Annotated in this window: 16 protein-coding genes, 1 tRNA gene and 1 pseudogene; 5 read left to right on the top strand and 13 right to left on the bottom strand. The window is 40.9% G+C overall.

Annotation, left to right across the window (positions count from 1 at the left end; all coding sequences use genetic code 11):
- Nucleotides 1-725: 725 nt before the first annotated feature.
- The 4 genes and pseudogenes from B3E92_RS19570 to B3E92_RS19555 all read right to left on the bottom strand — a co-directional run bounded on the left by B3E92_RS19570 (nucleotide 726) and on the right by B3E92_RS19555 (nucleotide 4,323).
- A pseudogene (locus B3E92_RS19570) lies at nucleotides 726-1,661 on the bottom strand (ISAon1 family transposase).
- A 40-nt stretch (nucleotides 1,662-1,701) separates the two neighbouring features.
- Nucleotides 1,702-2,055, bottom strand: coding sequence for an ISAon1 family transposase N-terminal region protein (locus B3E92_RS19565; protein ID WP_070569066.1), 354 nt, complete (start codon nucleotides 2,053-2,055; stop codon nucleotides 1,702-1,704).
- Nucleotides 2,056-2,197: 142 nt separating this feature from the next.
- A tRNA-Lys gene (locus tag B3E92_RS19560) sits at nucleotides 2,198-2,270 on the bottom strand.
- Nucleotides 2,271-2,403: 133 nt separating this feature from the next.
- Nucleotides 2,404-4,323, bottom strand: coding sequence for an ABC-F family ATP-binding cassette domain-containing protein (locus tag B3E92_RS19555; RefSeq protein WP_286898006.1), 1,920 nt, complete (start codon nucleotides 4,321-4,323; stop codon nucleotides 2,404-2,406).
- Nucleotides 4,324-4,383: 60 nt separating this feature from the next.
- Between B3E92_RS19555 and B3E92_RS19550 the strand changes: the two genes are divergently transcribed.
- Both B3E92_RS19550 and B3E92_RS19545 read left to right on the top strand, forming a co-directional pair.
- Nucleotides 4,384-5,418, top strand: coding sequence for a quinone-dependent dihydroorotate dehydrogenase (locus tag B3E92_RS19550; protein ID WP_070569103.1), 1,035 nt, complete (start codon nucleotides 4,384-4,386; stop codon nucleotides 5,416-5,418).
- A gap of 8 nt (nucleotides 5,419-5,426) precedes the next feature.
- On the top strand, nucleotides 5,427-6,206 hold the full coding sequence (locus B3E92_RS19545) for a TIGR02757 family protein (protein ID WP_172462523.1): 780 nt from the start codon (nucleotides 5,427-5,429) through the stop codon (nucleotides 6,204-6,206).
- Between the two features lie 102 nt (nucleotides 6,207-6,308).
- Here the strand turns inward: B3E92_RS19545 and gap are convergent, their stop codons facing one another.
- From gap to B3E92_RS19515, 6 genes are all read right to left on the bottom strand, one after another.
- Nucleotides 6,309-7,316 (bottom strand): type I glyceraldehyde-3-phosphate dehydrogenase, encoded by a 1,008-nt coding sequence (gene gap, locus B3E92_RS19540; protein ID WP_286898004.1) that lies wholly within the window; start codon nucleotides 7,314-7,316, stop codon nucleotides 6,309-6,311.
- A 6-nt stretch (nucleotides 7,317-7,322) separates the two neighbouring features.
- Nucleotides 7,323-7,940 carry a TlpA family protein disulfide reductase gene (locus B3E92_RS19535; protein ID WP_070568934.1) on the bottom strand — a complete coding sequence of 206 codons (618 nt, stop codon included), beginning with the start codon at nucleotides 7,938-7,940 and terminating at the stop codon, nucleotides 7,323-7,325.
- Nucleotides 7,941-8,161: 221 nt separating this feature from the next.
- On the bottom strand, nucleotides 8,162-9,256 hold the full coding sequence (locus B3E92_RS19530; protein ID WP_286898002.1) for an AI-2E family transporter: 1,095 nt from the start codon (nucleotides 9,254-9,256) through the stop codon (nucleotides 8,162-8,164).
- A gap of 335 nt (nucleotides 9,257-9,591) precedes the next feature.
- Entirely contained in the window at nucleotides 9,592-9,789 is a 198-nt protein-coding gene (locus tag B3E92_RS19525; protein WP_139145072.1) for a hypothetical protein, read from the bottom strand.
- 79 nt (nucleotides 9,790-9,868) lie between these two features.
- Complete coding sequence (locus tag B3E92_RS19520; RefSeq protein WP_286898001.1) at nucleotides 9,869-12,907, bottom strand: AAA family ATPase; 3,039 nt, start codon at nucleotides 12,905-12,907, stop codon at nucleotides 9,869-9,871.
- 3 nt (nucleotides 12,908-12,910) lie between these two features.
- Entirely contained in the window at nucleotides 12,911-14,116 is a 1,206-nt protein-coding gene (locus tag B3E92_RS19515; protein WP_286897999.1) for a metallophosphoesterase family protein, read from the bottom strand.
- A gap of 246 nt (nucleotides 14,117-14,362) precedes the next feature.
- On the opposite strand from B3E92_RS19515, the gene B3E92_RS19510 reads away from it, so the two are divergent.
- Entirely contained in the window at nucleotides 14,363-15,061 is a 699-nt protein-coding gene (locus tag B3E92_RS19510) for a prolyl oligopeptidase family serine peptidase (RefSeq protein ID WP_286897997.1), read from the top strand.
- An 88-nt stretch (nucleotides 15,062-15,149) separates the two neighbouring features.
- Here B3E92_RS19510 and B3E92_RS19505 read toward each other — a convergent pair whose 3' ends face one another.
- Both B3E92_RS19505 and B3E92_RS19500 read right to left on the bottom strand, forming a co-directional pair.
- Nucleotides 15,150-15,911 carry a murein L,D-transpeptidase catalytic domain family protein gene (locus tag B3E92_RS19505; protein WP_236586050.1) on the bottom strand — a complete coding sequence of 254 codons (762 nt, stop codon included), beginning with the start codon at nucleotides 15,909-15,911 and terminating at the stop codon, nucleotides 15,150-15,152.
- 82 nt (nucleotides 15,912-15,993) lie between these two features.
- Nucleotides 15,994-17,013, bottom strand: coding sequence for a L,D-transpeptidase (locus B3E92_RS19500; RefSeq protein WP_286897995.1), 1,020 nt, complete (start codon nucleotides 17,011-17,013; stop codon nucleotides 15,994-15,996).
- A gap of 266 nt (nucleotides 17,014-17,279) precedes the next feature.
- Here B3E92_RS19500 and B3E92_RS19495 point away from each other — a divergent pair, with 266 nt between their 5' ends.
- Together B3E92_RS19495 and B3E92_RS19490 are read left to right on the top strand one after the other, a co-directional pair.
- Nucleotides 17,280-17,693 (top strand): NUDIX hydrolase, encoded by a 414-nt coding sequence (locus B3E92_RS19495; protein WP_053003618.1) that lies wholly within the window; start codon nucleotides 17,280-17,282, stop codon nucleotides 17,691-17,693.
- Nucleotides 17,694-17,763: 70 nt separating this feature from the next.
- Nucleotides 17,764-19,143, top strand: a complete 1,380-nt coding sequence (locus B3E92_RS19490; RefSeq protein WP_286897992.1) for an OmpA family protein — start codon at nucleotides 17,764-17,766, stop codon at nucleotides 19,141-19,143.
- Nucleotides 19,144-19,303: 160 nt separating this feature from the next.
- On the opposite strand, the gene B3E92_RS19485 is transcribed toward B3E92_RS19490, so the two are convergent.
- Nucleotides 19,304-20,356 (bottom strand): outer membrane beta-barrel protein, encoded by a 1,053-nt coding sequence (locus B3E92_RS19485; RefSeq protein WP_286897990.1) that lies wholly within the window; start codon nucleotides 20,354-20,356, stop codon nucleotides 19,304-19,306.
- Between the last annotated feature and the right edge of the window lie 213 nt (nucleotides 20,357-20,569).

Raw genomic sequence — 20,569 nt, 5'->3', positions numbered from 1 at the left:
AAGGATGTCATCGATCAAGGTCCAGCACTTATTCTGCTCGTTTATGTAAATATGGGGCTAAATTGCTAAACGCCCGGGTAGACAGCAGCGTTATTAATATGGTTAGCTCGATCCCTTTTTGATGGCTGCCACACTTGGCTGACAATAAATAGCTAAGGAGGCATTAAAACTGATACATTCTAATACCAATTGGGAGGTAATAACAGTTTTCAATCATTTTTTAGACAGTGATTAGTCAGTATTTGTTCAGTTCCCACTGAGTAAGCACTGAGTAAGCACTGAACGAGCACTGAACAAGCACTGAACAAGCACTGTACTAAATTAGAATCTGATCACTCTTTGATCCTCATTTACTGCAATTAAAGATCAAACAAAAAAAAGGAAAAGGAACTACGCTTCTGTGACAAAAAAAACTGTTTCGCGGTAATAGTTTATTTAGGTATAGAGATAAAGCGAAATGATCTTTTGACATCTTTCAAAGCATCTAAAACTGGAATGTTTTAACGTTGACTACTTACATTTTTAAAACTAATCCATATACATTTAGAATTATCGGCTGTTGGATATGGAAATATCATTATAGGAGGTATTTTGAACGGAATTAAAGAATTAAAGTCATTGCGTGAAAATAAATGACATCATTAAATCGAAGTAGGATAACCTGATAAACAAATTCCACATTGATAATTATGTGGATCATACCGAAAGTTTGGGGGGTAAAGTTTTTAAGCATACAGTTTCATTACTCTATATAAGAAGAATGTGGTGTCTCTTACGCCCCGAAAGACACTCCTGAAAGCTTTGAGCTTTGCATTGAAAGATTCTGCTGAAGCATTGGTGCTTCTGTTGTCGAAGTAGTGTAGGATATATTGATGATGTGCCGCAATGGATCTTGCTACGCTCTCAAAAGAGGCGATGCCCGCATTCTCAACCTGATTATGCCACAGTCCCAGCTTGGTAAATGCTATCTTTTTGTCCCTGCATTTATTGAATATGTCACCCAGGGCAATTCCAAGGTCATAAGCGAGCTTTAGTTTGGGAAACCGTATGAACAACTGTTCAGCTCGTTATTTCTGGTTTTCGGACCATCGGCCTGGATGCTTGAACAAGAGGTGTCTGGATCTAGCCAGTAACTGTTTGAGCGTGTCTCCATTAGGCAACAACTCGGGTTCATATGGGGTTCCCTGCTTTATAGAATAGGCCATCTTCTTGCTTTCTGCATCCAATACTTCCCAACGATACCTGATACGGAGTTCCTGCACTGCATCGTAAGCTAACTTTTGGACATGGAACCGATCGACCACACGCCTGGCATTCCTGAAACATCTACGGATTGCCTTAGCCATGTTCGGTGCCATATCCATGGTCACCTCCTTTACCTTATTCCTTGAACGTAAAGGTATTCGCTCAAGAACAGTCATGATATCCTCAGCCTTTGTGCCCCTGATAGTTGCCAAAATCGTCCCTTTACGCCCTTTTGCCGATTTACTACTAACAATGGTATATAATTCACCGTTGCTAAAACTGGTCTCATCGATACTCAAGCGTTCGGAGATATTCCCGGGGAAAAGAGTCCATCGCTCTGCATGTGGCTTTTGGCCCCAATCATGGAAGTCACTGAGATGGTTCTTGTATTGATCCTGAAGTTGCTTGCCGTCCATCTGGAAGAATAATCCTACCAATTGGGCACTTACAGGATAGTTATCCAAATATCTTCTTTAAAAAAAGCCCGAATTCAGTTGTCATTCGGGTACCTTCACGGACCAGGTTCCAATCTCTTGTGATAATCTGTCCCGTATCTAAGACTGTCCAGCGACGGCGGCGGATATGTAATGTGACTTTCTGACCTCTAATGGGAAAGTCGGAAATCTCTGTAGAAGGCATAAAGCCCTTTGACTCCAGCTTGCTGTTCTCATAGCCTGTTGGAGAAATATTAAGCTCATCTAAATAAATGTGGAGTTGATTGTCAACCTGATCGACTTCTAAAATCTGAAAGTATTCTAAAAGCCCTTCGGGCATCAATAGCGATAGTAATTTACGTTCGGCGTCTTGCAAGGGATATCTGTATTAAAGATGCTAAACTAGGAAATTTTTAATATTCCCCCAAGAAGTCTGCTTGATCCAATTATGTGTCTTTGAAAATCTAAGGTAATACGCTTAAACAAGAAAAGCCAATCTTGCGATTAGCTTTTCTCAGTGATCCCGCTGGGATTCGAACCCAGGACCCATACATTAAAAGTGTATTGCTCTACCAGCTGAGCTACGGAATCTTACTTCTTTATTTTGAACTGTCGTTCCTTGTTTGAAGTGATGCAAAAGTAGGGCTTTAATCCTGTTCCTGCAAATAATTTTGGCTTAAAATCATGCTTTGAGGTTTAATAAGCTGATTTTAAGCCAAAAAAATTAACCATTTTCCAATTCCATGATTTCTTCCGCCAGCTGTTCCCAACTCTCCTGAAATTGCGTCAATAATGCCTTCGCTGAGTTGTAAGAGCGTGTAGTTTCCTGTAACTTAGTCGAATCCGAATACACTGCTTCGTCGGCAAGTTTTGATTCTAAATTTTTAACTAAAATTTCTTGCTCTTCAATTTTTTGTTCAAAAGACGTTAGCTCCTTATTTTTTTTACTCAACAAACGTGTTTTATCTTCCGTAAGTGGTTGCTTTTCTTTCTTTACTTTGGGTTCTTCCTTGATTTTTTTCTCCGTTTTTACGTCCGCCTTTACGACGCGTTTTGCAGCCCATTCTTCATACTCCTGATAGGTACCTGGGTATTCCTTGATCTGTTTGTCTTCAATGTACCAGATTTTGTTTGCTACATTGTCTAAGAAATAACGATCGTGGGAGACAACGATAAATGTACCTTCGTATTGCTGCAAGGCCTGGATCAGAATGTTGACAGACTGCATATCCAAGTGGTTGGTAGGCTCATCGAGCGCTAAGAAGTTCGCGTCCGCGGTTAATGCTTTTGCAAGGGCCACACGCGATTTCTCACCTCCGGAGAGTACTTTGATCTTTTTGAATGCATCATCACCAGTGAATAGAAAACATCCAAGGATCGAGCGCAATTCAGTCTCTGTATGCTTCGGCGCAAAAGTTTGTAACTCGGCAAGGATGGAATTTTCCAGATGTAAGGCCTCCAGCTGGTGTTGCGCAAAAAATGTCTGCGAAACATTGTGTCCCTGTTCTGCTTTTCCCTCAAACTGGTGATCCGCATTGGCCACGATACGTAAGAGGGTAGATTTACCTTTACCATTGGCACCAATTAGGGCTATTTTATCACCCTTTTCTATAATGGCTGAAGTATTTTTTAAGATCTCCAGGTTAGGGTATGACTTGGAAATATTTTCCAATGTCACGACGTGGCGCCCCGAAGGTTTTGAAAATTTAAAGCTGAAGTTTACCGTAGGATTGTCATCGTCTACATCGTCAATTCTCTCCAAGCGATCTAATGCTTTGATGCGCGACTGCGCCATTTTGGCTTTGGAAGCCTTGGCGCGGAAACGCTCGATAAGGCGTTCTTCCTGTTTTATCTTGGCTTGCTGGTTTTTGAATTGATTGGCCTGCAATTCATTCCGTAGTTCCTTCTCTTCAAGATAAAAACTGTAGTTACCTGCATAAAGTGTTAATTTTCCTTTACGTGATTCTACCGTTTTCTTGATGATGCGGTCAAGAAAATATCGATCGTGGGAAACAATCACAATGGCGCCATCAAATGCTTGCAGATAGTTCTCCAGCCATTTGATGGAAGGTAAGTCCATGTGGTTGGTCGGTTCATCCAATAACAGAATATCTGGAGTTTGCAATAAGATACGGGCAAGCATAACCCGCATACGCCATCCTCCGGAGAAAGTGGCCAATGGTCTTTTCTGTTCTTCTTCGGAAAAACCTAAACCGGCAAGGATTTCATGGGCCTTAAATTCGATGTTATAACCATCTAAAGCCTCAAATTCTACTTGTTTATCACTTAGTTTATTCAGGATTTCATCCGAATAATCTGTTTCTAGTTTGTGGAGTAAGTCCTCGATTTCGGCATGTAATTGATTTTGGCGCTCAAAAGCTTCCATGGCAACATGCAAAATGCTTTTGTCAGAATGGTACGACAATAAGTCCTGGTTTAAATAACCAATCTTAAGGTCCTTCGCCATGGAAATCGTTCCTGATGTGGGCGTATATTGACCGACAATAAGGCGAAGTAAAGTCGATTTACCTGTACCATTGGCACCGATCAAGCCAACTTTATCTCCTGGTTTGATATGCCAGTTTGCTTCGTCATATAAAGCGCGAGATCCTATTTCAAATGTTAAATTATTTATTGATATCATTTCAACTGCAAAAGTACAAAAGTAATGAATATTTCTTCTTCTTTGAGTAACTTTGCGATTATGTATAAATTAGTCAAACCTATATTCTTTACAATGAATCCGGAGACGGCTCACCATAAAGTGACCGGTGGATTGAATGTTTTCTCAAAAATTTGGGGCGCCAAACAATTATTGAATGCTTTTTTTACCGTGGAAGATCCACGTTTGGAACGCGAAGTCTTTGGATTGAAGTTTAAAAATCCGGTGGGCCTTGCTGCTGGCTTTGATAAAAATGCGGAATATATTGCGGATATGACTAATTTGGGATTTGGTTTTATCGAAATTGGAACGGTAACTCCTAAGCCGCAACCGGGCAACGATAAACCCAGGATGTTCCGCCTTGTTCCCGATGAAGCGTTGATCAATAGAATGGGATTTAATAATCAGGGGGCAGATGTTGCCGCTACAAGATTGAAAAATCTAAAGGATCGAAAAGGATTGTTAATAGGGGGAAATATCGGTAAGAATAAGGTGACACCCAATGAAGAAGCTGTCAATGATTATATTTATTGCTTCAATGCATTGTTTGACTACGTGGATTATTTTGTTGTTAATGTGAGTTCTCCGAATACACCGGGCTTACGGGATTTACAGGAAAAGGAGCCTTTAAAACATATATTGAATACTTTACAAAGCCTCAATATCGCAAAATCGGCTCCGAAGCCCATCTTGCTTAAAATAGCGCCCGATTTGACGGATAGTCAATTGGATGATATTGTCGAGATCGTTTTGGAAACTCAAATTGCAGGTGTTATCGCAACGAATACGACGATTTCAAGAGAAGGCTTACAGAGCCAACAGGAGCTGATCAATGAAGCGGGTGGTGTAAGTGGACGTCCTTTGACAAAACGTTCAACGGAAGTGATTCGCTACTTAAGTGAAAAATCCAACAAGGCATTTCCGATCATCGGTGTAGGGGGGATTCATTCGGCGAAAGATGCCATTGAGAAGTTAGATGCTGGAGCCAGTCTCATTCAAGTTTATACCGGTTTTATCTACGAAGGCCCAGGCTTGATCGCAAAGATTTGTAAAGGTATTCTTCAAACTGGAAGATAAGGATTAGTATGGCCGTTGATTTTGATCTGAAAGATTTCTTGGATAAGAAAGTTGATGAATATAATCAACCTGGTTTTATTCCAAATGATCCCATATCGATTCCCCATCAATTTTCCCGGAAGCAGGATATTGAGATCATGGGATTTTTGGCTTCCATCATGGCTTGGGGACAAAGAAAGACGATTATCAATAAATGTAATGAACTGGTGGCTCGTATGGATGGTTCGCCATACGATTATATTGTAAATCACCAAGAACAGGATTTAAAGACCTTGCTGGGATTTAAGCACCGTACCTTCAATGATACCGACATTCTTTATTTTGTTTCTTTTTTTAAGCATCACTATGCGCATTTCGAATCTTTGGAGGATGCTTTTCTCGTAGGACAGGAGAACAGGGAAGAGGTCGACCTAGAAATGGCATTGAATGCCTTTAAAACCTATTTCTTTTCCTTACCTGATTATCCTGTTCGCACGCGGAAGCACATTAGTAGTCCAGCACAGAAGTCAACTGTTAAGCGGATCAATATGTTTTTACGCTGGATGGTCAGAAAAGATACAAAAGGTGTAGATTTTGGTATTTGGCACCGCCTGTCCCCAAAAGATCTCATCTGTCCCTGTGATGTCCATGTCGAGCGTGTTGCCCGCAAATTTGGTCTAATTACGCTGGATAAAGTGAATTGGAAAACAGCCCAGGAATTAACAGCCAATCTGCGTTTACTGGATCCGCTGGATCCGGTCAAATATGATTTTGCGTTATTTGGATTAGGCGTTGAAGGGGAAATGTAAAATTAATGCATGAAGAAAAAAAAGCGTCCTTGCCAATTATAATTGGCAAGGACGCTTTTTTTATGCCGCCACCTATCCTAAGATGATGATGAGGTAGCAAACTTATGCGAGCCTATCGATCTTGATCAGAAGGTCAACCAAACGATTGGAATAACCAAATTCATTGTCATACCAGCCCACAACTTTGACCAGACCGCCCACTACCGAAGTTAACTGCGCATCAAATACACATGAATAGGGGTTATTGATGATATCTACCGAAACGATGGGGTCTTCTGTATAAAATAATACGTTTTTTAATTCGTCTTCTGCTGCAGCTTTGAATGCTTTATTGATTTCCTCTACAGTGGTTTCTTTCTCGAGCGTACAGGTAAAGTCCGTCAATGAACCGTTGAGTACGGGGACACGTATCCCGGCTCCGCCAAGTTTATTCTGCAGATGCGGAAAAACATTGGTAATCGCTTTAGCGGCACCAGTAGTTGTTGGAATGATCGCCGACGATGCTGCCCGCGCTCTCCTTAAATCTTTATGTGGTGCGTCGTGAAGATTCTGGTCTCCCGTCATGGAATGAACCGTGGTAATATAGCCATCTCTGATGCCCCAATTTTCATCCAATATTTTAACGAGGGGAGCAACATTGTTTGTTGTACAGGAGGCATTGGATAAAATCGAAGCAGATAGATCAATGACACTGTCATTAATGCCCAATACCACTGTTGGAATGTCTTTATCTTGTGCCGGGGCGGAGATAATCACTTTTTTTGCACCAGCTTCCAGGTGGAGAGCCGCTTTGTCACGACTGGTGAAATACCCTGTAGATTCGATGACAACATCAATTTGAAGCTCCTGCCAGGGCAGTGCTGCAGGAGCTTTTTCATTGGTAACCAAGATGGAAAGACCATTGACAATAATATGTTTTTCATCGTGTGTCACGGTGCCAGGAAAAGGACCATGTACAGAATCGTATTTAAATAGGTGGGCTAAGGTCTTCGTATCTGTCAGGTCATTGATGGCAATGACCTGCAGTTCATCGAAAGCCTCCCGTAAAAAGATATTACGTAGTGTATTCCGACCGATGCGTCCGAATCCATTGATTGCTATGTTTAGCATTTCAGATTATTTATGAAATTGGCTTATTGCTTCGTTAATATTTTTTTCACCTTCCCAATGTGCTTTTAGTTTTCCGTCCGCACCATAGACGTAATTTGCGGGAAATTGTGAAGGTACGTGAATGGTCTGTATAAACGTTTGGTCTTTATCAATCAATACCTCTACGTTGGATGCTTTGGATAGTTTAGGTGCAAAGGTGTCAAAAAAACCTAGTACTAAGGCCGGATCATTCATGGAAATATAATAAATATTGACGTCTTTTATACGATCAATATTCTTTTCAAGCTCCGTAGCTTCATGTTGGCAATGACTACACCCGGGATCAAATAGAATAAAAACGGTATTCTTGTCTTTAGCAACGTTTTCCTGCGTAACACGGATGCCCGAACGAAGCTGATAAAATGTGAAATTAGGAAGAATGGCTGCAGGGTCGGAAGATTGCTTTGGCGCAGCTTGACTAGGATCGTGGTCTGCATGATCATGACCTGCATGATCATGGCTGTCAGCACTGGCTTCCTGCGTAGTATTTGCAGTTTGATCTGTTTTCGGTTTGTTGTTGTTGCATGAGGAAAGAATGCCGGCGGCCAATAACGCTGTCACTCCTAAGATTATCTTTTTATTCATAGAATACGTTTGCTTTTAAATCAGTTTTCGTGATTTTATCGTTTTAATGTTTATGCTTAATACATCGTCAATTTTTATGTAGAAAGTATTGAAGAATGTATTATACTAATGATCAAAACTATGAAAAAAAAGGGATTCTTAATCGTAGAAATTCATTTATGACAGTATACTGGATATTAATGCATGTTGTGATCAAAACAATTTAACCTGTTGCAGTTCCTTTATTCTATGATGTCAGGACCGTCATGCGTAGACTTTGAGTCTGTCAATGAGGTAGACTGAATAATTTCTGGCGTACTTCTTCCAAATTCAATGCTATACACCTTCAATAATACACCCACACAAGATAGGATTAGTGGACCGAAGATCAATCCCAGCATACCAAATAGGTTTAATCCCAGCAAAACACCGAATACCGTTATTAAGGGATGAACGTCACCCAACTTTTTCAATATGGTAAATCGAAGTACATTATCAATACTACCAATAATAATGATACCATATAAGGCAAGACCTATTGCATTTCCGGACTGTCCATTCGCCAATAGAAAAATCGCTGCCGGTAGATACACAACCATGGTTCCCAAAATTGGGATTATAGTGGAAACTGCGGTAAGAATTCCCAGAAAGATCGGGCTCTCCAAGCCAAAGAACCAATAACCAAGCCCCGCTACAATACCTTGGCATATAGCCAAAATCGGGATACCGATTGCATTGGATTTTACCATCATATCAAATTCTTTCCACAACTCGGCTTTACTGGTTTGGGTGAAAGGGATCGCTTGATAAATGGTTTGTTCTAGTTTTTTGCTGCTAACCAACATAAAATACAACACAAATAGCGCTACCAGTATATTGACACCAACTTCCGCAACGGAATTCAGAATATTGGGTATAAATTTAGCTGCTTTTTGAAGCGTTCCCATTAAGGCGGTATCAGAAAGATCGATATTGCTTAAATAGGGGCTATCTTTAAAGTACGTTTTGATCGAGTCAAACTTGTGCATCAGATCGTCTTTGTTGCTAATGACTTCTGTTACCTGAGGTACCATGTAGTTGATTAACAGATAGAGTGGCCCTACCAAGAATATGATAGTCAATAATATCAATAAAATACTGGCGAAAGATTTATTCCATTTTTTTTCTTCAGTCAACTTAAAATTGATTTTTCTAAAAAGAATATATAAGGTAACTGCTCCCAGAAAACCGGGGAGGTAGTAGAATAAGCTTGTAAAGATCAATATACATATCGCCAATATGATGACGATTAGCATGATTTGATTGATGGAATTATTGTTGATTTGTTTGTACTTCATATAGCTGACAAATATACTGTCTATCGATTGTTATTTATCGTATGACAATATTTTTTTGGAAAAAGTTTTGTCTGGTTAAAATAAACTTTCTTTTTTATAATTTCAATGTTTTATTGTATTTCTTTTTTCTGCCCTAAAGCCAATTGTGAAGTTCTGGTTCCCAGTGATTAGCAATCATGTTGTTTTGCTAAATTTTGATAGCTTTATACGCTATGCTGTACCTAGACTTTCTTTAACCTAGGCACTAATCGTGCGTAGTAAACATAGTCTGTTTACGTTTACATGTAGGGCCAACATCATTCACGTTAGTATGGAAGATGGAAATCTGCTTAATTTTAGTTTTGATTCTGCGGCATTAAAACCTCCCTTAAGATCGTTAGTATATCGTATTGTTTGACAAAAAGCATGGATTGTACCGTCCTTGTTTGACTGGTTTCTTTAGCTGAAAAGGCCGTGCTGCTTACTGTTTTGGTAGCCTTATGAAAAAAAGGATGAGACCCTTTTCCTTTTTTATTGTTTGAAAATAAGCCCATAATCTTTTGTTTTTGTTGGTTATAGCGATCAGGCTCGTTCAGCGGAACCGCTATAACTAATATACAAAATAAAACGGAATTAATTGATAAAAATTTGACTGCCACGCTCTTCATCCTTTTCTATTGAAAGAGATACTGGAATACGTTCTTTGAGCTCTTCAACATGTGAAATAATACCGACGATGCGGTTTTCCTTGTGTAAATCTAATAGGGTTTCGAAAACAATATTAACAGAAGTGATATCTTGTGTTCCAAAGCCTTCATCGATAAAAAAGAAGTTTCTGGTCGCACGCGAATTAGACTGTACACTTTCTGCTAAGGCCAAAGCCAGACTTAGGGATACCTGAAATGCCTGTCCACCGGATAGTGTTTTTACACTGCGATTTTTTCCCTCATTCAAATAATCGATAATTTCAAATTCATTGTTGTCATTCAGCTGCAGGCTAAGTTGATTGCGGGTCATGCGATGGAAACGAATGTTCGCATGATCACACAGCTGCCGTAAATAAATCGAAGAAACATATTGCACAAAGCCCGCACCTTTAAATAGATTAAAAAGTTGTTTCAAATTATCGTGGCGTAAACTTAGTTTGATCTGTTGTTGCTGGAGATTTTCCTTTTTAGCATAGGCGATTCTTAGCTGATCGCGCTCTTGTTGAAGTCGGGCAACATTTTCTGTGCTTGCTTTCAATTCTTGGGCGCTCTCATCCAGGATTTTTTCCTGCGCGAGAAATTGGTTTTCGTCATATACCTGGTCGACGAGTTTCTTTTCCAACTGACTGATCTGTGCCTTCACCGTTTCAAATTGAATCTGAAATTGCTCCAGCTCTTGTCGGATCTGTATGACAGACAAATTCTCCGCGAGGATTTGCCGAATCTCTTCCAACGTTTCAAAGGGTGACGCCTCAAGTAGCTGTTGGAGCGTGACATCGGCCTCTTGACTTTCACGTTCGATATGTCCGAGCTGTTCAACAATGGTCTGTACCAAGCTGTTTTGGGCTGCAAATTGACTGTTTAACTCATTTAATCGTTCGCTTAAAGCAATGTAGTCGCGCTCAATCTCAAGATTCGATCTTTTCAGTGCAGTATATTCCTGTTCGACTGCTTCGGACTCCCGCATTTTATAGTCGGACCAGCGCAGCGTTTTTAGATTCCCCATATTTTGATTAATCTGGGCCTGTTTGCTTGCTTCATCACGTTCAAACTGATGCAGTGCTTTATTGTATTTCTCCAGCTTTTCCTCAACGGAGGCGAGTGTAGCCTGGTGTTCGCCAAGTTGTTGCTCCACTTTTGCTAGTTGCGTTTCGATCCGGGCAAGCTCCTGCTTATTTGATGTGTAGCTGGATTCATCCGTAGGACTATAACCGGCCCATGTAAATTGTTGGGCATGCGCAATTTTGTTACGGGCATTCAGCTGTATTTTCGTATGTAGATCTTGTTGCTGATCATTTAGTGACTGCAAACGTAGCTGAAGTTTCTCGACCTGAAATTGCTGATCTTGTTGGTGCTTAAGGTTCTCATTTGTCTCAGTAATCAATTTCTCATTAGCGGCAACCTGGTGAGAAATATCCTGTCCTTGATTGATGGCGGGATGTTCCAAAGCTCCACATAGTGGGCACGGGGAGCCTGCTTTAAGGTTTTCTGCATATTGGGTCAGCCTTTGCTGCAGGAGAAGATGAGATTTTTCATCTTGGAGTGCTTGAAGTTTTTGCTCGAGGGCATTGACGACAAGAGGATGATTGGATCGAAATTCTTCGAGATCAGGATGGAAGGTATGGAGTTCATTCTTCAGTATGGCTATGCTTTTTTCTAAATCAATGGCCTGTTTGTTCAGGTCGTCTTCCTGCTGCTGGATGCTCTGCTGCTTGGTATACCACTGACCCAGCTCCATGAGTTCTTGAGATGAGGGTTTTGCTCGCTTTAGGCTGACGATTTGAATTTCTGTCTCCTGAATTCTGGCTTTATAATGTCGTTGTTGATCTTTCGTTTCCTGCACAAAATTGCGTCCCTTCTGCGCCCGATCCTGTAAACTCTTGATTTCATTTGAAAACGTAATCAATTGGCTTATCAATTCCAGGTCCAATTCCTGAATACGACGCTGTGGTAGCAGCTCATATTGTGATTTCAACAGATTTAGACTTGAGGAATGCTCCTGGATTAGCTGTTGAATTTCGGCCTGTCTCTGCTTTTCGGTTTCTACTCTTTTCTGTGTAATTAGGCCTTCCGCCGCTAATTTTTCCTTAGTTTTAAGAATATGTAGAAAGTTGGTTTGCGCTTCCTCAAAGCGATTTAACTTTAACCGTAAAGTTTCTTTTTCATCTTTTTGTTCTAGCAATTGCTGAAAGAGTGCTTTCACTGTTCGGAGTTCTAAGAAATCCTCTTTGAGTTTTTTGAGGCTTAAGAACCTTTCATGATGCGCCTTGTACGACGACTCAAGGACGACAAAGGACTCGACTGCCAGTTGGAGATTTGTTTCGGTCGTTTCTATCAGTTCGGTTGTGACCTCATCAAATCCGATTAATTGACCGTTGAGGTGATCCAGTTCGGACTGATTTTTTTTATAGAGGTTGGAAACTTTATCCTGCAGGTCGAATCGATGCAGCTGAAAAATTTCTTTCATCATATCCGTGCGTTCCTTGGCTCCGAGTTCTATAAACTCTTTAAACTGTCCTTGAGGAATGATGATTGTCCGCTTGAAGTTCTCATAGCTTAATCCGATGATATGCTGTGTATTGCTGCTTTCTAGTGGGACCCATGCTTCATTGATTTTTTCGTAGAGTACAACCGTGGGCGATTTCACATCATCGAAATTTTTGGAATTGCGTTTAAATTCGCGGGTAATTCTAAATGTACGGTCTTCAAAGTTGACGAAATCAAGCTCAATATAAGATCGGTTAGACTTTAGATTCATCATGTTATAAGCGCGCTTATCCCGTGCATTCAGGCGTTCTGTTTCCCCAAATAAGGCGTAGGTAATTGCTTCCAATATCGATGATTTGCCGGAACCCACAGCACCGAAGATACCAAAAAGACCTGCTTGAGAAAGCGCAGTGAAATCGATCGTCTGACGTTCTTGATATGAGTATATCCCTTCTAGAGTTAACTTTAATGGAATCATGGATTATGAGTTTAGGATTTCGCGAAAAAGATCGAGGATGTCATCATTGGGTGCCTGGTTGCCGTTCTTGGATTTAAAATAATCGTTGAATAAAGTCGACATGTCTTGTGTAAGATTAATTTCTTTGGCTTCAAGCAGCTCTTGCTCATCCTGCTTAACGAGCGGAATGAGGTAGATTATTCCCGAATGGCTCTGATAGATTCGCTTGCGGTCCTCGGCTTTTAAGAAGGTCTCCGATTTCAGCGTGAGCTCCACCAATGCATTGGGGTTTTCAGACAACCAAGATATACACTGCTCAATATCGTCGAATGATTTTCGGACCAGCGGTTTGCCCTGAGTCAATGGAATGCTCTCGACAATTGCTTGTTCGCCGGCCGATACATTCACCAGCGCAACGTATTTAGTTTGCCCAGCCTCCGAAAAGCTATAACATAGGGGCGAAGATGCATAAATTACCGGTTTCTCAGCCGAACCGATATTTTTATAACCATGGATATGCCCTAATGCCGTGTAATGGACCTGCGGCGGGATGGCCTCTGAATAGATTAAGTCTGCATTACCAATTTTGACCGGTTTTTCGCCATCTGGCTCCTCTAAAAGTGGACTGCCCAATTTATTCATGTAAAGATGTGCCGTCAATATATTGACGCCTTTATCATCGCAATAGGTATTGGCTATTTTTTGCCAATTTGCCGCTAACACTTCATTCAATTTACTTTCTTTCTCTTCGCCTAGATACTGTTTTAAGCGTATTTCATTGGCATAGGCTGTGTGAAGAATACGAATCGGGTCGTCAAATTGCGGCAAGCTTAATTCGATGAAGCCTGTATCTGACTGTAACACGGTGAAACCCTCTGTTGCGAAAGGAGTGACCACAGCATGAGGATGCCCGATTAAGATGATCCCCGACGCTCTTGCCAAAGGATCGGGTGCATCAATCAAATGAGGTGAATCGTGATTGCCTGCGATTGCTATTACAGGGCGCATGCCATTCTTTGTAAGACGCTTGATGGTTCGGTAAAATAACTCAATGGCTTCCACACCTGGATTGAAGGCATCGAACAGATCTCCTGCGATGATCACCAGATCCACGTTTTCCCGATCTGCGATATGAACGATTTCGTCCATGACCAGTACTTGTTCATCTATCCGGGAAAAACTGTCCAATCTTTTTCCTAAATGCCAATCGGCGGTATGCAATATTTTCATGTGAGAGCTTGGATATTTTGCGACAATGTTACAAACTAAGATAATTTTGGCATGAAATGCAATTATAATTGGATGGAATCTTTCAAATGATCAATTTGTGCTAATAAGGAATGAGGCCTTTCTTTTCTTTGAATGGCTATGTTCCCGAAATCGAAGTGTTAAAACATGTTAAATGCATACCATAAAAGTCATTTAATTGTATTTTTAGTGCTCCAAAATTAAGCTAGATAGTCATAGACAAGAAGTATGCGAAAAATTTACCTGTATATCTGTTTTTTCTTTACGCTGTTGATGCGCGTAAATGCGCAGGAGATACACGCTATAAAAGGGGAGACTGCTTATCCCTTTCTATTGAAAGATGCTGCGCCGGATTCATTGGAATCTGAAAAGCAGCCTGTGTTTGTGTTTTTGCACGGAAGAAGTTTGTCCGGGACAAATTTAGACCGTGTAAAGCGTTACGGTGTATTGTATGCCATCAATAAAGGGCAGGATGTACCTGGGATAATTGTTGCACCACAGTCCCGGGGAGGATGGGATCCAGACAAAGTGATCGAAATTGTTGACTATGTTATTGAACATTACAATGCCGACCCCGATCGTATTTACGTTTGCGGCATGAGTATGGGAGGCTATGGTACAATGGATGTGGCTGGCAAATATCCTGAAAGGGTGGCTGCTGCCGTTGCAATATGTGGTGGTGGATCGAGTCAGTATGCATCTAACCTGACGCAGGTGCCGATATGGCTTCATCATGGTACTGCTGATCGTGCTGTGCCAATTTCGGAATCCCGAAAAATTATGAATGCGATAAAAAGAGAGGATCCGGAAGCAAATGTGAGCTTAAATGTAATAAAAGGGGGCACACACGGAAGCGTGGAACGACTGTTTCATGACGATGCAATTTACAATTGGATGTTGAAATTTAAGAAAAAGCATAAATCTTAGCTTAACGTGAATGCGAAGGTGCTCTGTCGGACAGTGATTTACAACATAAAAAAGCCTGATGAAATATTTCTATCAGGCTTTTTTGTTATTAGCCTTCGTGATCAAAGGCAGACTGTCTTTTTTGAAATTGAGCCATTAATATATTAGGTTGATGGATCAAACGTGTTTTTGCGAGGTATTCGGAGTTGTCAGCATAAATAAACAACAACGTTCCATCTTTGATTGTGTTAATGATTGGACCTGCAAACTCTCTTGGAACCGCGGGGCAGCCGTAGCTTTTGCCAAGTCTGCCTAAACTTGCTATTGTTCCTGTGCTACAGTAGTCGGCGCCATGCATCACAACATATCGTGCTTTTGCATTGTCATTTATCCCCTCTTCAAGACCATTTAAAACCAAAGAGTAGCCGTTCTCGCCATTGTAGGTGTTTTCTGTTGTAAAGAATCCTAAAGAACTTTTCAGTGATTCCTGTTGATTTGAAAAATTGACGGCATAGTTTTCACCGCTATTTTTTCCATGTGCGACCAGCGTGTTGAATAGTACTTTTTTGTGCGCAAGATCGAGTACCACAAGCCTCTTTTCCGTTGATGCCAATGAAAAATCGATGACGGTCATGATGTCCTTGTTGTGGATCGGAAGTTCTTTTCTGCCTTCCATTGCTTGACGAAACGCTTCGTATTTTAATACTTTGCCTAGATTCATTTCATCATACAATGAGTCAACTTCGGTATGTTGACGTTCGACATTGATACGATGAGTGCTGGTGGTTTGTTGATCTGTTGTTTTTAATTCTTCTTGTGAGGACAGTGCTGTATTAAGTGCCATCAAAAGAAACATAAACGTATTTCCCATTCTTCTCCCTTTTCTGTGTAGATGTTTACAAAATTAATGATTAAAGATAATACATATTTGATTTACAGAATGTTAAATATTGTTAATCAATAACAACAACCAGCGAAGCGAGGTCTTTTGACCGTTTATAGACAAATTGAGCGTGAGATGACGCATTTCTGACGCACATATGGGACTTGGGTATTGTGCCCAGACTCTCACTATATTCAATGATGCTGCCGTTGGGATTGTTAACTGGAACCCCATGTATATAGGCCCCAGCGGTAAATCGGGTAGCATAGGGGGCGAATCCGGCATAAGTTTTGGTACCGTCTTCATAGTAAAACATCTTGGATTTGTGTTCCTGGACCACAAAGAGGCCTGTCGGTGTTTCCTGGGCATGGGGAGGTTTGTGCCGGCCACTCGTCACGGGGTTCATGCTTCGGACAAGCCATTCGCTACCGACCTTCTCCAAGGTGCAGATATTTTGGTTCTTCACATCGACAACATTGATAATGTTGAACTGTACGGTATCGCTAATGATGCGAAGATATCTTTTGGGTACGGTATATTTCCCTTCGAATGAAATACCCTCAATCGGAATCCGTGCGATGCTGTCGGGGCCTTGTACGCGAACGAGCCAGCCGTCCCGACCGTAACGAACGGCCTTTGCGCTGTTAAGATCGTAGAGGGGTGCCGCTTGATAGCGTTCGACATTGAAACTGTCGGACACGCGTTTATAAGAGTCCCGCTTATAATTCTGGATTGTTGGCGCTTCGCCCTTTTCATTTTGATAATTTTGTAGAACGCCGTACAGCGATGGAGACTGTTGAAAATTTTCGATAAAGGCCAGGCGTTCCTTGATTTTATCCCATTGAAAACCTCGCGTGGTATCTTTATAGGGATAACTGTCCTCCAGGGTGTATTTGTTGTAAAGCAGCTCTTTTTTTAGGATAATATCCTCAGCCGTAAATACTTTTTTCTTCTCAACCTGCTCTTTAGGAGGTGTAGGTTTTCGCTGTTCAGTTTGCTGATTGGTCTTTGTTGTGTTTTTCTTATCTTGCCGGCATCCCAGCAATAGAAACAACATGCTTAGTATGAAACAGGTTAATCTTCGATTCATATATGGATGTATAGATTATCGTTTTATACCTTAAACTTAGATAATTAGTTTATTATTTGCAATTTTATTGCAGTTGAAAGAAAAAGAATTACCGTTAAACCTTTAATATTCGTTTTGTGAACCCTAACAGATTTTCGAGGTTATGACGTTCACTTGGTGTGAAATTTGGTTGTAAAGAGCTGTCTTGAATGCGGGGGATATATTTCTTTGATGATGGATAAAAAGTTAGTTTTGTGGTCTGAAATAATCAGTGTGAAATAAGTGATATGGACAAAATTGTTATTTGCTCGGGGGTGATGCTTGCCCCGGAAGGAGATTTGCTGATGGTTCGTAAAAAAGGTTCTAGCTATTTTCAGCTGCCCGGCGGGAAGGTAGCTCCGGAAGAAAGCCGTGAGGAGACCTTAATTCGCGAACTCAAGGAGGAGCTTCAGTATGACGTGGGCGGGATGGAAATACGGTTTATCGGAAGCCACAGTACGCAAGCCGTAAATGAGCTTAATACGGTTGTCGTGGGCTATATCTATTTAATTAAACTGGCAGAGCGTCATGCATTTGAGGCTTACGAAGAGCTGGACGAAGTGCTGTGGATCAGTAAAGCTAATTGGCAGAACTACCGATGGGCTCATTTGGCATCCGAGTTTGTTCTTCCGAAATGGCTTTCGGGTGATTTTGATCAGTAAATCGTATTGAGTAAACAAATTAATCCTTTGTTTGTTAGAGTTTTATAAAAACTAAAAATAAACGAAGATTATGGAAAATCAGCTTTTAAAAGGGGCGAAGGACTTTTTTGACGAAGAAGCGGTCGCTCAGATAGGGCAAGTTTTAAACCAGGATAAAGAGGGGGTGAAGCAGGGGTTGAATGCAACAATTCCCGCCTTGTTTTTAGGTTTAAGCCAACATTCCGATTCCGGTGGAATTTCGGCAATACTTGAAAAGGCCAAGCAGCATTTCGCGGATTTTGATCTCAAAGGACTTCTCGGCGGTGTGACAAACGCGGATGAGTCTGCAGGGGCTCGTGCGGTGGAAGGTGAGAATTCGGCTGGGCTACTGGGATCAATATTTGGTGGTGGCCTGGATACCGTTTTGAGTACCGTTGCCGGTTATTTGGGCTATGATGGTAGTTCCATTGGGAAATTAATGAATTTTTCTCTGCCAGCGATATTCTCCAGTTTAACAAATAAGGGACAAAATTGGGATTTTGAACGTATCGGTCATGTTTTGCAGGAAAATAAAACAGCTTTTGCTGCTGCTGTGCCAGCGGGTTTAGGTTTAGGTGCCTTTGGAAAGCTTTTCGATGGGGCGCATTTTTCTCCACCTGTGGAGTCGGTGACTGAACCTGCAGTTCCTGTTGATGTTGTCAAGGAGGTCGATAGTCATAAGTCAAGCTCCATTAATCCGGCAAATGAGTTGGAAGCACATAAAGAGCCTTTGTCATTACCGAGAACAGGAGAGTCGCGGGCAGCGATAGCTGAAAACAGTTCCAGAAGCGGGTCCGGTGGCGGTTGGTGGAAGATTTTAATCGCCTTGATTATATTGGCTTTACTCTGGTTTTTATTTGGAAAAGGCTGCAGCGGCAGTAAGCAAGACGGTGCTACCGACACCAGTGTGAACAGTGCAATGGTGGATTCAAGTACCATGAAAACAGGTTCCAGTTTAGTGGAGCGCGAGCAGACGGAGGTCATCTTGCCAGATGGTGTCAAACTTGCTGCATTTAAAGGCGGGATAGAAGATCAGTTAGTCCAATTTCTAAAATCCGATTATAAGTCGATCGGTGAGGATTCCCTGAAAAATACCTGGTTTGATTTCGATAACCTGAATTTCAAAACAGGTACAGCCGAGGTGTTGCCTGAAAGCCAGGTGCAACTGCGTAATCTTGCGGCGATATTAAAGGCTTTTCCTGCAGCCAATATTAAGATCGGTGGTTATACCGACAAAACAGGTAATGAGGATTTTAATAAAAAGTTATCGCTTGAGCGCGCAACAGCTGTAAAGGATTACCTGGGTAAAGAGCAGCTTTCCAAACAGGTAATCGGTGCAGAGGGGTACGGTTCACAGTTTGCCAAGTATAAGGCAGATGGGCCCGAATCCGATCGTATTATGGATCGGCATGTTTCGATAAGTGTACGGTAAGTGTTTTTTGCTGAACAATAGCCTTGAACGATCCGATCGACAAGACTAAGTTTGAATTCCAAACTATGTTTTTTCTCATAAAAATGCCCCCAGAAAGTGTCTCGCTTTTGGGGGAATTGCAGTGTAACCTGCCCTTTTCTTTGGTGTAATGGAATGCTCTTTAGAAACTGTATACACAGGCCAATAGAAATTGTCCTGCAGATTTAGTTGGGCTTAAGTCGTTCTTGATGAATCGTTCGGTATTTCCTTTGTCAATTCTGATTTCGGGAATAAATTTGAATCCATGGTAATTGTATTCTGCTGTTAAGGTGGTTGCGAGGATATTGGAACTAGGGATTCCATTTTCTTCCTCTTTATGCGTTTGGAAAAACTCTTCGCGTAATCCTAGGCCAAAATTTTCTGAAAAATGAATTCTTGGATAAAGTGCTATTCCAGAGTAACCGCCACCATCTCTCTTTTTATAATTTGTAGCATTTAATCCAAGGAAAAATTTTGAGGTGAAGTCATAATTAGCAACGAGATCGACCAAGGTCCCGGAACTGTAATTGTTTTTACCGCCAGCGGACGATCCTGTCAGAAAATTGAGATAGAAGCTGCTTTTGTCATTGGGGGTATAGGCCAGTTGTGATCCGACATGGGAAACTCCGTTCATATCTTGATAGACGTTCCAGTCGTTAAATAGTCCGACCATTAAGGCTACTTTGTCTGAGAAACTATAGGTAGCTTTTAAACCTGCGTCTTGAAATGGGCCGGCGCCAAATAAATAGGAAGTTGAATAATGAAAGTTGTATGTGGGCGATATTACTTCAAAACCCACAAATGTTCCCATGAATCCTGCAGTAAGATTGAGCTTCTCGGTTAGATCATAGCCTACATATAAATTTTGGATGTGGAAACTGTTTTTGTCATCGCCGGCCTGGCCATCACCATTCATAATGGATCGATACTGCCCTCTGGGGCCAAAAGATAATTCTCCGACAAATGATGCTTTTTTAAACTTCTTTTTTACAGCCAAATCCACCATGCCAATAGACACAGAATTGTTGTCTTCCGTAAAATAGGTGTTGATGTTGGGTTTGTTTTGAAAATCATATTTCCAATAGGTGTCTACTGATCCGGATATTTCTATTCCTTTTTCTTTTGTTTCTTCTTGGCACGTGGCTGTGTTTATTAGAAATGTCGATAAAATGATGGTTGTTAGAAGTCTTTTCATGTTTTTTTTTGGTTTAAGTTTGATTTATTTGATGTTTTTGGGTGAAATTATCTTTTTTTTGCTTGTTTTGTTTGGTTTTTGGTTTAAAAATAAAGTGATTATTGTGATTTTTGTATTTGTTTTCGTGAAATTATGTAAAAAAATCATAAAAAATAAAATAACATGGTATTTTTTTAATAAAAAGACTTTATATTTGAAAAAATTATAAGAGAA

Source organism: Sphingobacterium sp. UBA6317 (assembly GCF_002440385.1).
GTDB classification, from domain to species: Bacteria; Bacteroidota; Bacteroidia; order Sphingobacteriales; family Sphingobacteriaceae; genus Sphingobacterium; species Sphingobacterium multivorum.
This window is presented reverse-complemented; position numbering and strand designations above follow the sequence as displayed.

Excerpts from the sequence above, each read along its gene's own strand:
- B3E92_RS19535 (WP_070568934.1), bottom strand. The coding sequence starts at position 7,940 with ATGAATAAAAAGATAATCTTAGGAGTGACAGCGTTATTGGCCGCCGGC.
- B3E92_RS19515 (WP_286897999.1), bottom strand. The coding sequence starts at position 14,116 with ATGAAAATATTGCATACCGCCGATTGGCATTTAGGAAAAAGATTGGAC.
- B3E92_RS19505 (WP_236586050.1), bottom strand. The coding sequence starts at position 15,911 with ATGGGAAATACGTTTATGTTTCTTTTGATGGCACTTAATACAGCACTG.
- gap (WP_286898004.1), bottom strand. The coding sequence starts at position 7,316 with ATGCTAAACATAGCAATCAATGGATTCGGACGCATCGGTCGGAATACA.
- B3E92_RS19495 (WP_053003618.1), top strand. The coding sequence starts at position 17,280 with ATGGACAAAATTGTTATTTGCTCGGGGGTGATGCTTGCCCCGGAAGGA.
- B3E92_RS19510 (WP_286897997.1), top strand. The coding sequence starts at position 14,363 with ATGCGAAAAATTTACCTGTATATCTGTTTTTTCTTTACGCTGTTGATG.
- B3E92_RS19530 (WP_286898002.1), bottom strand. The coding sequence starts at position 9,256 with ATGAAGTACAAACAAATCAACAATAATTCCATCAATCAAATCATGCTA.
- B3E92_RS19520 (WP_286898001.1), bottom strand. The coding sequence starts at position 12,907 with ATGATTCCATTAAAGTTAACTCTAGAAGGGATATACTCATATCAAGAA.
- B3E92_RS19500 (WP_286897995.1), bottom strand. The coding sequence starts at position 17,013 with ATGAATCGAAGATTAACCTGTTTCATACTAAGCATGTTGTTTCTATTG.
- B3E92_RS19545 (WP_172462523.1), top strand. The coding sequence starts at position 5,427 with ATGGCCGTTGATTTTGATCTGAAAGATTTCTTGGATAAGAAAGTTGAT.
- B3E92_RS19555 (WP_286898006.1), bottom strand. The coding sequence starts at position 4,323 with ATGATATCAATAAATAATTTAACATTTGAAATAGGATCTCGCGCTTTA.
- B3E92_RS19490 (WP_286897992.1), top strand. The coding sequence starts at position 17,764 with ATGGAAAATCAGCTTTTAAAAGGGGCGAAGGACTTTTTTGACGAAGAA.
- B3E92_RS19550 (WP_070569103.1), top strand. The coding sequence starts at position 4,384 with ATGTATAAATTAGTCAAACCTATATTCTTTACAATGAATCCGGAGACG.
- B3E92_RS19525 (WP_139145072.1), bottom strand. The coding sequence starts at position 9,789 with ATGGGCTTATTTTCAAACAATAAAAAAGGAAAAGGGTCTCATCCTTTT.
- B3E92_RS19485 (WP_286897990.1), bottom strand. The coding sequence starts at position 20,356 with ATGAAAAGACTTCTAACAACCATCATTTTATCGACATTTCTAATAAAC.